18 protein-coding genes are annotated in these 13,591 nt (G+C 72.1%); 8 read left to right on the top strand and 10 right to left on the bottom strand.

Annotated elements, in window-relative coordinates; translation table 11 throughout:
• Positions 1–204: 204 nt before the first annotated feature.
• A complete protein-coding gene (locus tag AC27IY_RS35365; protein WP_344207658.1) occupies positions 205–600 on the top strand; it encodes a hypothetical protein in 396 nt (131 codons plus the stop codon).
• 25 nt (positions 601–625) lie between these two features.
• Positions 626–919 carry a hypothetical protein gene (locus AC27IY_RS35360; RefSeq protein WP_487180643.1) on the top strand — a complete coding sequence of 98 codons (294 nt, stop codon included), beginning with the start codon at positions 626–628 and terminating at the stop codon, positions 917–919.
• A gap of 65 nt (positions 920–984) precedes the next feature.
• Here AC27IY_RS35360 and AC27IY_RS35355 read toward each other — a convergent pair whose 3' ends face one another.
• Entirely contained in the window at positions 985–1,452 is a 468-nt protein-coding gene (locus tag AC27IY_RS35355; protein ID WP_487180642.1) for a hypothetical protein, read from the bottom strand.
• A gap of 62 nt (positions 1,453–1,514) precedes the next feature.
• Between AC27IY_RS35355 and AC27IY_RS35350 the strand changes: the two genes are divergently transcribed.
• Complete coding sequence (locus tag AC27IY_RS35350; protein ID WP_487180641.1) at positions 1,515–1,922, top strand: Imm10 family immunity protein; 408 nt, start codon at positions 1,515–1,517, stop codon at positions 1,920–1,922.
• Between the two features lie 69 nt (positions 1,923–1,991).
• Here AC27IY_RS35350 and AC27IY_RS35345 read toward each other — a convergent pair whose 3' ends face one another.
• From AC27IY_RS35345 to AC27IY_RS35330, 4 genes are all read right to left on the bottom strand, one after another.
• Entirely contained in the window at positions 1,992–3,161 is a 1,170-nt protein-coding gene (locus tag AC27IY_RS35345; RefSeq protein ID WP_487180640.1) for a nucleoside/nucleotide kinase family protein, read from the bottom strand.
• A 358-nt stretch (positions 3,162–3,519) separates the two neighbouring features.
• On the bottom strand, positions 3,520–4,065 hold the full coding sequence (locus AC27IY_RS35340; RefSeq protein WP_371247957.1) for a DinB family protein: 546 nt from the start codon (positions 4,063–4,065) through the stop codon (positions 3,520–3,522).
• Positions 4,066–4,216: 151 nt separating this feature from the next.
• A complete protein-coding gene (locus AC27IY_RS35335; protein WP_487180639.1) occupies positions 4,217–4,813 on the bottom strand; it encodes a histidine phosphatase family protein in 597 nt (198 codons plus the stop codon).
• Entirely contained in the window at positions 4,810–6,036 is a 1,227-nt protein-coding gene (locus AC27IY_RS35330) for a PEP/pyruvate-binding domain-containing protein (RefSeq protein WP_487180638.1), read from the bottom strand. The genes AC27IY_RS35335 and AC27IY_RS35330 overlap by 4 nt, the downstream gene beginning before the upstream one ends.
• A gap of 58 nt (positions 6,037–6,094) precedes the next feature.
• Here AC27IY_RS35330 and AC27IY_RS35325 point away from each other — a divergent pair, with 58 nt between their 5' ends.
• From AC27IY_RS35325 to AC27IY_RS35305, 5 genes are all read left to right on the top strand, one after another.
• Entirely contained in the window at positions 6,095–6,496 is a 402-nt protein-coding gene (locus tag AC27IY_RS35325) for a DNA-binding protein (RefSeq protein ID WP_423449650.1), read from the top strand.
• On the top strand, positions 6,493–7,128 hold the full coding sequence (locus AC27IY_RS35320; protein ID WP_487180637.1) for a transcriptional regulator: 636 nt from the start codon (positions 6,493–6,495) through the stop codon (positions 7,126–7,128). Before AC27IY_RS35325 ends, AC27IY_RS35320 begins: the two co-directional genes overlap by 4 nt.
• A 127-nt stretch (positions 7,129–7,255) precedes the next feature.
• Entirely contained in the window at positions 7,256–7,657 is a 402-nt protein-coding gene (locus tag AC27IY_RS35315) for an SDR family oxidoreductase (protein ID WP_487180797.1), read from the top strand.
• Positions 7,658–7,827: 170 nt separating this feature from the next.
• Complete coding sequence (locus tag AC27IY_RS35310; protein ID WP_364448013.1) at positions 7,828–8,364, top strand: RNA polymerase sigma factor; 537 nt, start codon at positions 7,828–7,830, stop codon at positions 8,362–8,364.
• Complete coding sequence (locus AC27IY_RS35305; RefSeq protein ID WP_487180636.1) at positions 8,361–9,194, top strand: hypothetical protein; 834 nt, start codon at positions 8,361–8,363, stop codon at positions 9,192–9,194. Before AC27IY_RS35310 ends, AC27IY_RS35305 begins: the two co-directional genes overlap by 4 nt.
• 97 nt (positions 9,195–9,291) lie before the next feature.
• Here the strand turns inward: AC27IY_RS35305 and AC27IY_RS35300 are convergent, their stop codons facing one another.
• From AC27IY_RS35300 to AC27IY_RS35280, 5 genes are read right to left on the bottom strand one after another with little or no spacing between them, the layout of a single operon-like run.
• A complete protein-coding gene (locus tag AC27IY_RS35300) occupies positions 9,292–9,942 on the bottom strand; it encodes a hypothetical protein (protein ID WP_487180635.1) in 651 nt (216 codons plus the stop codon).
• Complete coding sequence (locus tag AC27IY_RS35295) at positions 9,933–11,375, bottom strand: hypothetical protein (protein ID WP_487180634.1); 1,443 nt, start codon at positions 11,373–11,375, stop codon at positions 9,933–9,935. The genes AC27IY_RS35300 and AC27IY_RS35295 overlap by 10 nt, the downstream gene beginning before the upstream one ends.
• Positions 11,372–12,208, bottom strand: a complete 837-nt coding sequence (locus tag AC27IY_RS35290; protein WP_487180633.1) for an ABC transporter ATP-binding protein — start codon at positions 12,206–12,208, stop codon at positions 11,372–11,374. Before AC27IY_RS35290 ends, AC27IY_RS35295 begins: the two co-directional genes overlap by 4 nt.
• The gene (locus AC27IY_RS35285) at positions 12,205–12,993 is read right to left on the bottom strand and encodes a zf-HC2 domain-containing protein (RefSeq protein ID WP_487180632.1); all 789 of its coding nucleotides are present in this window, start codon (positions 12,991–12,993) and stop codon (positions 12,205–12,207) included. Before AC27IY_RS35285 ends, AC27IY_RS35290 begins: the two co-directional genes overlap by 4 nt.
• Positions 12,990–13,562 carry an RNA polymerase sigma factor gene (locus AC27IY_RS35280; protein WP_487180631.1) on the bottom strand — a complete coding sequence of 191 codons (573 nt, stop codon included), beginning with the start codon at positions 13,560–13,562 and terminating at the stop codon, positions 12,990–12,992. Before AC27IY_RS35280 ends, AC27IY_RS35285 begins: the two co-directional genes overlap by 4 nt.
• Positions 13,563–13,591 lie beyond the last annotated feature (29 nt).

Raw genomic sequence — 13,591 nt, 5'->3', positions numbered from 1 at the left:
GCGCCGTTCACGATGTGACCGCCGCTCGTACCCGTCGCGACCTTGAAGGCGCGCGTCGAAGAGGGCCGTTACCCAGGATAAAAAAGGCTCACTGAGAAAGCCGACACGGCGCCGGATCATTGGCCACGCTCCATCGTGAGCTATACGCTCGGCGGCGATCGTGAACCGACCTGTCACTGAGCATCGGAGGCGGACATGGGGCCTATGAAGAAAATCCTGATTCGGCTTGCCGCGGTCGTGACAATAACCGGGTCCAGCATGACCCTCACCGCGGTCAGCGACGCGGCGGCACGACCGGCGCCCCAAGAGCCCTCCCCGCTGGCGCGCCTGGTGGGCGCGGACCTGGGCACCATCTTGTCGATGGTTCCGGCGGTCTTCTGCGGCAACCGGCTGGTCAACTACAACTCTCCTTCGTCCAACTCTCCCACGAAATGCGTCAACGGGGCAGAAAACAGCGGCAACTCCACCAACAGCGGGAATTACCATAGCGAAGGAGATCCCATCAACAGCGGCAATTTCTCGAACGTGAACGGCTCCACGAACAGCAACAACGCCACCGACAGCGGCAACAACGCCAACGGATCCCAGACCCTGCGGTGACCGGGCGGGTGGAATGAGAGAGCACGTGAACATGACCGGCCTGGCCATCGCCGTTTTCGGCCTGACGTTCTTCGCCGCGACGACCCCGGCCCTGCCCGCCGAATCGTCGACTCACGAGGCGGCCCATGTTTCCGCGAAGGCGGGCCATCCCAAGAACAAGGGAAACTCGCGAAAGTTCGGCAATTACTGGAGCAAGGGCAAATCGATCGACAGCGGAAACTTCTCGAACGTGGTCGACTCCTACAAGTCCAACAACCTGTCCGGAGGCAGCGGGAACAACGTCAACGGCCCGCAACGCATCATCATAAAACGCAGATAGCGCCTGCCCTCGGGAGCAGCCTGCACGAGCGTGGTCGCGCGATGCGAGCGATGACCTCGCGCGGTTCACGGCCAGAGTTGCAGCGTGAGAAGGGTGACCTGGTAGATGTCGCGGGGGAAGAGGGGCTCGCGGTCGTTGTCGACGAACTTGGAGAGCAGGCGGGCGCTCCACTGCGTCATCTCACGTCCAAGGTCGAAGGCCGGATGATAATCCTTCTCGCCCTGATCCTCCTTCACGGCGCAGACCCGCCCCGAAGCGAGGAAGAGCGGGCCGTCCCACACCAGCTCCCATACCGCATATGGGTCGGGCGGGCCGTCCCAGCTCTCGTTGCGTACGAACACGCCGACGTCCGGAGCGACATCCACGATGAGCGCATTGGGTCCGACCGCGACCCGCCGGCCACGGCCAGGCCCGCTGAGGTCCCAGATGCTCCGCTGACCGGGACGGAGATCCTTCGCCGCCTCGACATCCGCGAACCCGTGGAAACTCCTCACCTCTATCCCGTCGGAGCGCTCAGCAACGATCTTTCTCATGACAGCTCTTCTTTCCTTCCAGCGGGGACCGCCGGTACGGCATGCCGCTACCCTCCCGCGATATGACGATCAGGTTCATCGCCCGAGCGGTCGGAGTCCAGGATGGAGCCGACGATTGCCTGTCAGCCGGTATCGCCGAGACCGAGGACGGCGACGGCCTGATGTTCGACTTCCAGTGCGCCCTGTACGAGCCCGGCGAGCAGGACATCACCCTGGGCTGGGACACCCACTGCGTGGTCACCGCAAACCAAGGCACCGCGTACGGCGCCGTCAACGAGCTCGCCCTGCACGGCAACGTGCTGCGCATCGTCCTGGACCCGCACGATCTCGAAGCGCTGGGCCTGTCCGACCCCGAGATCGAAGCGACCATCGAGGCGGACGACGAAGCGATCGAGGAGTTCCGGAGCGCGTTGCGGCGCATTCTCGCCTACGGCCGTGAGGATGCCCGCCCGAAGGTCGTCCATCTTTGACGCGACCGGGACATGCCAATGCGAGCTCCGCACCGACACCTTCCGCTTGGTCTACACCTGCGATCCTGATCACGTCTCGGCCTGGGCGCCTGTCGGCCAGTTGCCGGCGCGAGCCCGTACGTCCGCGGCCACCTCCTGCACCGACCGGCCATCGGTGCCGATGCGCAGATCACCTGCCCCCGCCCGCGCAAGCGCCTCGGCCTCGCGGGACGCGCGTTCGGCGGCACGTTGCAGGGCGTCCGGGCCCAGCCCTCTCAGCTCGTCGCCCGGTATGGAGGGTCCGCCTCCCTGGGCACGCCGTGCGATGCGGTCAGCCAGTGTCACTGGACCGGCATCCAGGCGGCACACGGTCAGGGCCGTTCCTGGTAGCGACTCGGCACAGGCCTGGACGGTGTCGTCGGAGTCGGCTTCGCCGGAGACGATCAGGCATTGAGCGCCCACCGCGCGATAGCCGGCCCAGACGGCGGCGAGGTTGTGCGCCTTGAGGCGGCGGTTGTCCGTGTCGTCGTCCGCGACAGGAGCCAGCGCAGCGATCTGCTTCACATCCACGTAGGCGGCACGCAGGCCGGTCCGGAAGACCTGCGAGAAGATCTCGTAACCGACCGCGGACTTGCCGACCGCCGTCGCGCCGCGCAGCCACAGCACGGGTGTGGGCGCGGCGTCCGCCTGGGATACGGGCGGGTGGTGCCGCAGGTCTCCGGGGGATGCCGGGGCGGGGAGGGCGGCCGGCCATCCTCCGGCCCGCTCGCGGACCAGTCGCGCCGCCTCGGACACCCCGAGGCCGCCGGTGTCCACGCACACGTCGGCATAGTCGCTCCGGTCCAGGGCGTCTGCCTCGGCGACCGCCGCCTCCACCAGTTCGGGACGCCAGCCTCGCCCCAGAAAGCGTTCCTTGAGTTCGGCGCTGTCGACGCGCAGCCGGCACAACGTGAACGCGGCCTCGGGCAGAAGGGCCGTGTACTCACGAACCTCCTCAGGGGCGTGAACAAAGCCCGCGAGGACGAGACACCGCATGCCTTCCTGTTGGAAGTGCGGCCACATCGCGGCCAGGTTCCGCGCTCGGAGGCGATGCGTCACGCCCTCCGGCAAGGGGTGGCACAGGCCGATCTGGTCGGCGTCGACGAACGCCGCTTTGACACCGCCACGGCTCAGCTGCGTGAACACCTCCCAGCCGACCGAGGACTTCCCGACACCCGTGGGGCCCGACAGCCACAGCACAGGCAGGTGAGGGTTGCTCATCCGCGTGACAGTAGTGGGCTCCGGGCGGGGCGAGCGAGCGGATTTCGTCGCCCGGATCGGCGGCTACGACCTTCGATACGGAGGTCGTTTCGCGCCGCGGTCGTTGGTCCATGTGCCGATGCGTACCGCTCCGGCCGTGCCCGATGTCGGCGGGGAAGGCGAGCTGCCGCTGGACCTCGTGCTGGCCCCCGCGAGCTGCGCACCGCCAGTGTGCCGGAGCGAGACCTCCCTGACCTCGATGCTGACTCCATCGTTCCTGACGACCCGAAGGAGGCGGACAAGTTCGTCCTGGGGCATCACTCAATTGCGCGTGGCGTTCTGCCCGCAACGGGCAGGATGACGAAGGCAGGCAACCCCCTCAGATGCTCCATCCGCACACGACGAGGTAGCCGTCGACGGTGGTGATGAGATCGGAGGTGGGGTCGTCGGGCAGGGTGTGGCCGAGGTCGCGGTTGCGTACCTCGCCGATCCAGCGGTCGTGCTGGTACTCGTGGTTGATGATGGCCATGAGCAGCGTCTGTGCGACGATCTTGAGCTGGGCGGGGGCGCCGACGTCGCCGGCGCCGATGGCGTTCATGCGGGCGTGGACCCGTTCGCCGACGGTGGCGCGGAAATCGGCCAGCCGCCGGGGGTCGGGCAGGGGCAGCCGGTCCGCTTCCGGGTTGGCGGAGTCCATGAGGCCGTCCAGGTCGGGGGCGGGGCTCGGTTCGGCCGCGGTGAGGTTGCGGACCATGAAGTGGGCGACGTGGGCCTGGTGGCCGAGGTGCCAGCCGATGGGGCTGAAGTTCTGCTCGGGTCGCCAGTGCAGCTCCTCGGCGGTCAGGTCGCGCCAGAGCTCGTCGGTGTAGGCGCGGGCGCGGTCGTACTCGGCCAGCAGTTGCGGGATCTCATACAAAGCGGTCACTCCGGTCGTCGGTGGGCGGTCACGAGGGCGCCGCCCTTGGCGGCAGAGGTGCGCAGCCTACAAGGGGACCGTGCCGGACTGCGGAGAGGTTGACGGCGCGTACGCCGCCGCCTGCCTCGGCCGGGTGCGGGAGCTGCTGGAGACCGTCACCTCATGGCCGGATGCCGTCGGGGAACCCGGTCCAGCGCAGCTCGGCGGGCAGGTGGCCCATGTCGTTGAACACCACCAGCGTCGGCGGCAGGCCGGGGCGGTAGTGGATGACCGTCAGCGCGGCGTTCGCACTGTTCAGGCCGAGCCAGCGTGACGGCGGCGCGTCCAGGGCGTGCCGCACCAGCCACGCGATCTGGAAGGCGTGCGTCACCAGGACCTCGTGGGTGTCGGTCATGTCGGGGGCCTTGGCGAAGCGGGCCAGCAGGGCCTCGGCGAGCTTGTGGCCCGTGGCCGCCTCGGCCTCGTCGTAGCCGTCGAAGAAGCCGGCCCGTGCCGGGGGCATCTCGGCCGCCGGGGGGACGTAGGGCACGTGGTCGATGAGTTCGGCGGCCTCGGCGACGGGCGCGTCCGGCAGGTGGCGGGCGAGTTCGTGCGCGCTGGCGGCGGCGCGCGGCAGCGGGGAGTGCCACACGGCGTCGATCGGCAGGCCGGCGAGCCGTTCGCCCAGCAGTCCCGCCTGCCGGCGGCCGAGGTCGGTGAGGTTGCCGAAGGTGTCGGCCGCGCCATGGCGGGCCAGGTAGAGGTGTCGCGTGGTCATGGGCGGGTGGGGCGCGGCGCCCAGGTGGGCCCGCTTCCCGTCTCCTTCCGGTCCGTGACGGTGCCGGTGGTGCCGTCGATGGTGATGGTGCTGTCGTCGTGCAGTCTGCTCGTCGCTTGGGGGATGCCGAGGACGGCGGGGATGCCGTGCTCGCGGGCCACGATAGCGGCGTGGGAGAGTACGCCTCCGGTCTCGGTGACGACGCCGGCCGCGATGCGCAGCAGCGGCGTCCAGGCGGGGTCGGTGAAAGGGCAGACGATGATGTCGCCGGGCCGCGCGCGGGCGAAGTCGCGGGGGCCGCGGATGATCCGCGCGGTGCCGGTGGCGATCCCGTGGCTGCCGGGTGTTCCGGTCAAGGTGGCCGGGGGGTGGTGGGTGGGCCACGCGGGAGGTGCGGCGGTGACCGGCCGTGCCTGCAGGATCCAGGGGCGTCCGTCGGCGATCGCCCATTCGACGTCCTGCGGCCCGCCGCGTAGGGCGGCGATCTGCTTGCCCAGCTCGGCGAGCAGCGCGGCGGTCGCGTCGTCGATCGACGGCTCGTCACGGGCGTCGGCGGGCACGTCGGACGTGACGAGCCGGTCGCCCCGCCGGTCGAGGCGGGTGTGTTTGTGCGCGAGCGCGCGGGTGACCGTCCCGTCCCCGGCGACGCGGTAGGCGTCAGGGGTGACGGTGCCGCCGACGACGGTGGGGCCGAGCCCCCAGGACGCCTCGATGCGGACCGGGTCGTTCGGGCCGGCGGGGGTGAACATGACGCCGGACGCCTCCGCGTCCAGGTGGCGCTGCACGAGGACGGCCATGGCGAGGTCGCCGGCCCCCTGGTGGTAGTCGACGGCGCGCGGGGTGAACAGCGAGGCCCAGCAGGCGCGTACGGCGTCCGCGACCGCACCGGCTCCGCGTACGGCGAGAAAGCTGTCGTGCTGACCGGCCGCCGACGTCCGGCCGGTGTCCTCGTGCGCGGCGGACGATCGCACCGCGACGGGCGGATCGCCGAGCTCGCCGAGCGCCTGTCCGAGCGCGTCGATCAGGGCGGCCGGGACGGGAAGGGCCTCGATCGCCCGCCGCCCGTCCGGCCCGAGGCCCAGGTCGCGCACGGCGGCCCGGTAGGCGGCGAACGGCACCACGAACCCGTCGGGGACCGGCAGTCCCGCGCGGAGCAGCGCCCCGAGCGCCCCGGCCTTGCCCCCGCACGTGCCGGCGGCTGCCGACCTGAGGGGTACGATCATCCGCCCACCTTTCAACGAAACGTTGACAACATTCCGTTGATTCTGGATCATGAACGGCATGTCACGCAAGCAGGACCTCAGTCAGGCCGGCCGCGCGGACCGCGCGGACCATGCCCAGGCCGGCCGCGAGCACGACGCGCGGCGACGCCTGCTGCGCCTGGGCGCGGACGCGCTCGACGCCCGTCCGTGGCGCCCCGCGCCGGCCCCGCTGTCGGCGGTCGACCTCGTCCAGTTCGCCGTCTGGCGCAACGCCGACCTGGCCCCGGAGGACGTCCTGAGCGCGCTGGCCCTCCTGCCGGCCGCCCGAGCCGAGGTCGACGGGCTCGAATCCGCCCTGCTGTTCATCGCCCGCAGCAGTGGGCTGACGTGGGCGCAGATGGCGGACGCGATGGGGTTCAACTCGCCGCAGGCGTGCCAGCAGCACTACACCCGCCTGACCGCGCGCGAGGCCGGCGCATGACCCGCGACTCCGCGCCCGACCTGCTGGTCCTGCACGCCGTACGCGTCCTCGGCTTCGCCGACACCCCGGAGGTCGCGCAGCGGTACGGGCTCGACGCGGCCCAGGCCGAGGAGCTGCTGCGCGACTTCGAGGCGCGCGGCTGGGCCGGGCACTCCGCCTTCGCCGGCACCGGCGGCTGGTCGCTGACCGAGCCGGGCCGGGCCGAGAACGAGCGCAGGCTCGCCGCCGAGCTCGCCGACGTCGGCGGCGCCGACGAGGTCAGGGACGTCTACCGCGCGTTCCTCCCGCTGAACGCCCTCCTGCTCCAGGCCTGCACCGACTGGCAGCTCCGGCCGACCGCCGGTGACCGGCTCGCCGTCAACGATCATCGCGACGCCGACTGGGACGCGGGGGTCCTGCACGAGCTCGCCTGCGTCTCCCGCGCGCTCACGCCGCTGGCGGACCGGCTCGGGAGCGTGCTGACCCGGTTCCGCGGCTACGACGCCCGGTTCGCCGCGGCGTTGGCGCGCGCCCGGGCCGGGGACAACGCCTGGGTGGACCGCACCGACGTCGACTCCTGCCATCGCGTCTGGTTCCAGCTCCACGAAGACCTCATCGCCACGCTCGGCCTGGACCGGCACGCGCAGCCTTGATCTCAGACGAGCGGCCAGTTGCGCAGGGCGGCGTCGGCCATCTCCTGGAGTTCCTCGCGGCCGACACCGCTCGCGGCCTGCACGGCGATGCCGAACGCCAAGGTGGTGACGTAACGTCTGCGGCACGCTGTTCACCGTCCAGAAGGCGCTGCCGCTGCTCAACGACGGCGCCTCGATGATCCTGAACGGCTCCACCAACGTGGACGCCGGCGACGAGGCGTTCGGCGTGTACGCGGCCACCAAGGCCGCCACCCGGTCGTTCGCCCGCACCTGGGCCAACGAGCTCAAGGGACGCGGCATCCGGGTCAACACCATCACCCCCGGCCCGACCGACACCCCCGGACTGTCGGGCCTCGTCGGCGACCCGGAGCAGGCCGACGGTTTCCGGCGGCGACTGGCCGCGCACGTCCCGCTGGGCCGGCTCGGGCGCCCGGAGGAGATCGCCGCCGCCGTGGTCTTCCTGGCCTCCGCGCAGAGCAGCTTCATCACCGGTTCGAGCCTGTACGTCGACGGCCTGAACCAGATCTGACGCCCGCAGAGTGCGCTCGCCGTGACCCAGGTCGGCTCGGCCGCGATCCTGCCGGCGTCGTGCCGGGTGAGATCTTGAGCGGTGCCCTCGGAACGGCGGGTGAAACACTCGGAAAAGGTGCCGGACATGTATCGCAATGTCCGACACCTTTGGTACGAGGAGAGTCGTCTGTGACCCATCCCCCGGGAGCGCGGGACCGCTTCGAAGCGATCTACAACGCGCACTACCCGGCCATCCACCAGTACGCCGCCCGCCGTACGGACTCGCCCGAGGACACGGCGGACGTGATGTCCGAGACGTTCCTCACCGCGTGGCGGCGCATCGCCGACGTGCCCGAGGGCGAGGCCGCCCGCCTGTGGCTGTACGGCGTCGCCCGTCGCGTCCTGGCCAACCAGCGGCGCGGCCAGTCCCGCAGGGCCGGGCTGGCAGAACGGCTGAAGGACGCGTCGTCCGCCGCGCGGCCGTCCGGGCCGGACGGGCTTGACCACGTGCGGGAGGCGTTCGACGACCTTCCCGCCCGTGACCGCGAGGTGCTCGCGCTGGCCTGCTGGGAGGGCCTGACCGGCCCGGAGATCGGCAAAGTGCTCGGCTGTACGGCGACGGCGGCCCGCATCAGGCTGCACCGCGCACGCAAGCGGCTGGCCAAGGCGCTGGGGCTGACCGAAGAAGACCAGGCGATCGCGGAACTGAGAGGAGAGAGCCTGTGAGCAAGATCGACCGGCTTGTGACCGCGATTGACCCGGCGCCCCACGCGCCGGAACACGGGCAGGATGCGCAGGAGTTGTTCCGCAGGATCGTCGCGACGCCGGTCAAGGCACGTCGCAGGGTGCGCTGGCCGGTGGTGATCCCCGTCGCCGCGATGCTGGCGGCCGTGGCCGTCATGGGGGTGGCGTTCATTCCCACCGGCGCGCCAGGCGGCGTCGCACCGGCCGCCGCGCTGGCGTTTGAGCGTTCGGGCGACGACTGGATCGTCACCGTCAAGGACCTCTACGCCGACCCCGAGCGCTTCGCGTCCGAGTTCAAGGCCCGTGGGCTCGACATCCGCCTGATGATCGCCCCGGGCTCACCGAGCATCGTCGGTCATGTCACGGCCACGGATAATTCGGAGGGAGCCGGCATCGAAGAGGAGTCGGTGGAGTGCGAGTCCGGCCGATGCACGGCCTCGTTCCGCATTCCCGGGGATTTCAAGGGCAGCGCGCAGATCTCGTTCGCCCGCCCGGCCCGGCCCGGGGAGCGGTACGTATCGGCAGGCGACGCCGAGGCCACCGGGGAGCTGCTGCACTGCGTACCGTTCCGCGGCATGACCGTGGACGAGGTACGGGCGGTGCTGGCCGAGCGGGACGGCTCGATCGAGGAGTTCAGGGTCGGCAAGCAGTCGGACCGCGCCCGGCAGGTGCCGGGCAACTGGTTCGTCACCGACGCGGTGCCGTCGGCCCCTGGACAGGTGCTCGTCTGGGCGCAGCCGGGCCCGGTGAAGCTGACTCCCGAGATGACCATGCACGTGAAGAAGAAGATGGCCGGATGCCCGAACGGCTGACCGCCGGAAATACCTCGTATGAGTGGGTAGGGCGCCGCGACAGAAGGTGCGGCGCCCTCACCGCGGGCCGGCGAGGCCGATGCTGTGGCGCGAGGTGTCAGCGCCGCAGGTCGCGCCCCGCGAGGACCAGCCAGAGGTACGGCAGGGGCAGCATCGCCAGCCAGAACAGATGCGCCTGGTCCCAGTACCCGAACCCGCAGGTCGGCGGCCAGAGCCGGACCTGCTGCGGCAGCAGGATGGTCCCCAGCACCATCGCCAGCTGGACCACGACCGCCGCCATGGCGGCCTGCCGTCCCGGCGCGAGCCGTACGGCGGTCGCCGCGGCGGCCAGCGCGATGCCGAGGCAGACGCCCATCTCGATGAGCAGGTCACCGACCGGGAACAGGGCGCCTTCCGGCAGGCGGGTGAGGACGTAGGCGAAGGCCGCCAGCCAGATCGCGACCGCGGCGCCGCCGGGCAGCAGGCAGCGCAGCGCCTGCCGTACCCATCGGGGGACCGCGGCGGCGCCGAGGTCGGCGGACATCGCGTCGACCAGCCCGAACGCCGCCGCCGCGCCGAGCAGGGTGCCGCAGATGCGCATGAGCACGAGCGCGTCGCCCCCGGGCAGCGTCTCCCCGTACTGCACCAGGCTCACCAGCCCGGCGGTGAAGCCGGACACCACGGCCAGCGGCCCCCAGTCGATGGCCCGGGCGAGGGGGCGCACCAGCAGGAGCGCCATCCGCGGCCGGGCGGGCAGTGTCACAGGCACGGCGTGGCTCCCATCGGCGCGTTGAACTCGCGTTCCAGCCCGAGCAGCGGCAGGGCCTGGTCGATCGTGGTGGTGGGCTCGACGAGCGTGTCCCAGCCGGCCTGGACCTTCGCGCGGGCGCCGGGGGAGGCCAGCAGCCGTCTGGCGTAACCGATCTCGGCCGGGCCCCAGTCCAGGCCGGACAGGCGTCCCAGGTTGTGGTCGACGTAGAGCTGCCGCCGGGCCTCGGGAGGGGAGACCTGGCCGATGAGCCAGAGCGCCACCACCGTGCGGGCCTGGCCGCGTACGTCACACGGCGCGGCGCGGCGGGAGGAGGTGAAGTGCTCGGTGGCCGAGTCGTACAGGCCGGTCGCCCGGAAGGCCACGTCCTCGGCCAGCATCCGGCGCTGGTCGGGATGTCCCCAGCTCATCGGCGGCCGGATCATGCCGGCATCGCCGGTGAAGTCCCAGGTCGTGCTCGCCTGCCGCACCTGGGGCGCCCGGTTCCGCAGCCCGGCGGGCAGCGCCGCCACGACCGGCTGGACGGCCTGTTCCCACAGCGGGATCCACGGCTCGTAACCGGCGAAGGCGCAGTAGGTGAGCCCTTGGCGCCGCGTGCATCGATAGGCGTCGGGACCGAAGTAGCGCTCACGTACGCGGGAGTCCACGTGGGCGGCGGTCAGCGTCACGCTCGTGGGGAAGCGCGCCGGTGGCCGGGTGGACGCCGCGACGGCCCCCGCAGGCACCGCGACCGCAAGCCCCACCACGACGGCCACGGCGGGCGCCGGCCGTGGCCGATGCCTGAGCAGCGCGACCCCGCCGAAGAGAACGGCGGCGGCGAGCACGTACGCCAGGTGGACCGCCGACGGGCGGTCGGGCCAGTCCGGACGGTGGTCCTGCATCACCGGCAGCAGCCAGCGGGCCTGCCCATTCAGCGGGTTCGTGTAGATGAGGAAGCCGAGCACGGCCACCACCAGCGGCCCCGCGATCAGCCACCGCGCCCAGCGGCCGACGGCCACGCCCAGCGTCGCGGCGAGCACCGCGGCGGCCACCGCCGTCAACGGCTCCCACACGTCCAGCCGCCCTCCGGCGGGGCCGCTCAGCAGCCGGATGCCCAGGTAGCCGCCCACGGCCACCGCCGCCGCGAGCCCCGCGACCAGCGGGGTGGCCAGCAGCAGGGCCCGCGTACGGTGCTCGGCCCGGCCGGGCAGCCCGGCGAGGCTTTCCGGCATGCCGTGCCGCCCGTCGCGGGAGGTGGCCAGGCTCGCCACGATCAGGACCGCCGCGGCCAGGCAGGTGGCCAGCCCGGTGGCGTTGACCGGGTCCATCGTCAGGTCGGGCTGCTGGTCCCTGCTGAGGAAGGTCTGCAGCGCCAGCACGAGGACGGTCGCGCCCCACAGGAGCGGGTGCCGCACCAGCCTGCGCGTCTCGAACAGGAACAGCCGCCGCGTCACGCCGCCTCCCCGAGCAGCATGAGGTAGCCGTCCTCGACGCCGGGCGCCACCGCGTCCGCCGCCGGTGGGGGTTCGCCGAGCGTACGGTAGCGGCCGTCGGCCGTCCGCCAGAACAGCTCCGACGTGGCGGGCGGCGCGTCCGACAGCCACACCCGGCCGTCGGCCACGGCCGCGAGCTCGCCGGGGGTGCCGTCGAAGACCGCCCGGCCGTCCCGCATGACGACCACCCGTTCGCACAGCGCGGCGACGTCCTCGGTCTGGTGCGTGGACAGCACGACGACGCGGCTCTCGCCGAGCCGCGAGACCAGCGCGCGGAACGCCATCCGCTGCTCCGGGTCCAGGCCCACGGTTGGCTCGTCGAGGATGAGCAGGTCCGGCTCGCCCAGGAGCGCCTGGGCGAGCGCGAGCCGCTGACGCATGCCGCCCGACAGTTTGCGTACTTTCGTCCGGGCCTGGTCGGTGAGGTGCACCTCGGCCAGCACCCGGCGCACCTCGGCGTGCCGGTGCTCGCGGTCGGTCAGCTCCTTGAGTATCGCCACGTAGTCCACCAGGTCGAAGGCGGTGAAGTGCGGGTAGGCGCCGGGGTTCTGCGGCAGGTAGCCGAGCCTGCGCCGCAGCGCGGTCCGCTGGACGCGGTCGGCCGGGTCCAGGCCGAAGGCGCGTACGGTGCCGCTGTCGGGGGCGAGGGTGGTCGCCAGGCAGCGCAGCAGGGTGGTCTTGCCGGCGCCGTTCGGGCCGAGCAGCCCGGTCACGCCGGGGCCGAGCGTCAGGTCGAGGCCGTCGAGCGCCCTTTTGGCGCCGTAGGTCTTGGTCAGGTGCTTGGTCTGGATCATCTCGTGCTCACTTTGCGGAAGCGGTACGTCAGCAGGAGGGCGGCGGCGCCGTACCCGATCTGCGGGGCGGGGCCGAAGACGGCGGGCCAGCCGACGGCGAGGCCGCCCGCGCCGACGATGGCCAGCCACACCCCGCCCACGGCGAGCGCGGCGATCGGCACCGGCAGCCGGTTCGACAGGGCCAGGCAACCCGAGGCGGCGGCCAGCGCGGGCAGCAGCCAGGCGGCGCTCAGCCCGGGCGGCGCGGGCAGCAGCGGCGAGGCGAGCCCGGCCAGCACGACCGCCACCGCCAGCACCGCCGTGGCCCGGGTCATCAGCAGCCGCGGCCCGGACATCGGGGTGGCGGCCACCAGCTCGTGGGCGGGATCGACGCGCGGACCGTAGGCGAGCGCGATGCCCGCCAGCGGCAGCATCGGCGCGACGACGAGGAAGGCGGGCAGCAGGTCGGCCTGCGCGCGCGCCGCCAGCACCGCGAACGCCAGCACCGCCACCACCGCGGCCAGCCAGGCCCGGCTCAGCGTCGGCGTCGCCGTCAGCAGCCTGGCCAGGTGGTCGGGCATCCCCCGGTGCCGCAGGAAGCGTTCGGCCAGGCCGAGGCGCGGCGCGATCAGCTCGGTCTCCAGCCTCGCCCAGGACGCTTCGAGCCAGTCCTCGTCGTACGGGATCGCCGCGCGGCAGGCGGCGCAGCGGGCGAGATGCGCGTCCACGGACATGGCCGGCGCCGGTTCGAGCCTGCCTTCGAGGTAGCGTTCACGCAGATCGTCGGGGATGTGCCAGTTGCTCATGAAAGTTCCTCGCGCAGCCGGGCCCTGGCCCGCATCGCGCGGGTCTTGACCGTTCCTTCCGGAATGCCCAGGAGACCGGCGGCCTCCTTGGTGGTGAGGCCGTCGAGGACGGTCGCCTCGATGACGGCGCGCAGCTCGGGGGCGAGCCTGTTCAGTGCGGCCCCGAGATCGCCGTGCTCCACGCCCAGCAGGACGACGTCCTCGGCGGAGGCGACGGGGGAGCTGTCGTCCGGTGCGATGCCGGAGCCGACCCAGCGCGAACCGCGCCCCCGAAGGGCGGAGATCAGCCGCCGGACGGCGATCGTCCACAACCAACCGGCCACGTTGTCGCCCCGGAAGCGGCCCGCCGAACGCCACACGGCCAGGAACGTCTCCTGCAGCGCGTCGTCGACCACGTCCGCGTCGGCGCAGCGCCGGGCCAGCCGGGCACGCAGCCAGGGGGCATGGCGCTGGTGGAGGATGCGCAGGGCGGTGGTGCTGCGGGCGGCGACGGCGGTGACGAGGTCGGCGTCGCCGCTTGCGGCGGTGACGTCCGGGGCCGCGCGCCGCCGGAAGGGGAACGGTCTCACGGTGTATCTATCGCACGCTTCGTACGAGA

This window comes from Nonomuraea sp. B208 (assembly GCF_057536035.1).
This window is presented reverse-complemented; position numbering and strand designations above follow the sequence as displayed.

What these genes read in the sequence shown, in the direction of transcription:
- AC27IY_RS35365 (WP_344207658.1), top strand. Translation starts at nt 205, where the DNA reads ATGAAGAAAATCCTGATTCGGCTTGCCGCGGTCGTGACAATAACCGGG.
- AC27IY_RS35355 (WP_487180642.1), bottom strand. Translation starts at nt 1,452, where the DNA reads ATGAGAAAGATCGTTGCTGAGCGCTCCGACGGGATAGAGGTGAGGAGT.
- AC27IY_RS35350 (WP_487180641.1), top strand. Translation starts at nt 1,515, where the DNA reads ATGACGATCAGGTTCATCGCCCGAGCGGTCGGAGTCCAGGATGGAGCC.
- AC27IY_RS35345 (WP_487180640.1), bottom strand. Translation starts at nt 3,161, where the DNA reads ATGAGCAACCCTCACCTGCCTGTGCTGTGGCTGTCGGGCCCCACGGGT.
- AC27IY_RS35335 (WP_487180639.1), bottom strand. Translation starts at nt 4,813, where the DNA reads ATGACCACGCGACACCTCTACCTGGCCCGCCATGGCGCGGCCGACACC.
- AC27IY_RS35330 (WP_487180638.1), bottom strand. Translation starts at nt 6,036, where the DNA reads ATGATCGTACCCCTCAGGTCGGCAGCCGCCGGCACGTGCGGGGGCAAG.
- AC27IY_RS35325 (WP_423449650.1), top strand. Translation starts at nt 6,095, where the DNA reads ATGTCACGCAAGCAGGACCTCAGTCAGGCCGGCCGCGCGGACCGCGCG.
- AC27IY_RS35320 (WP_487180637.1), top strand. Translation starts at nt 6,493, where the DNA reads ATGACCCGCGACTCCGCGCCCGACCTGCTGGTCCTGCACGCCGTACGC.
- AC27IY_RS35290 (WP_487180633.1), bottom strand. Translation starts at nt 12,208, where the DNA reads ATGATCCAGACCAAGCACCTGACCAAGACCTACGGCGCCAAAAGGGCG.
- AC27IY_RS35285 (WP_487180632.1), bottom strand. Translation starts at nt 12,993, where the DNA reads ATGAGCAACTGGCACATCCCCGACGATCTGCGTGAACGCTACCTCGAA.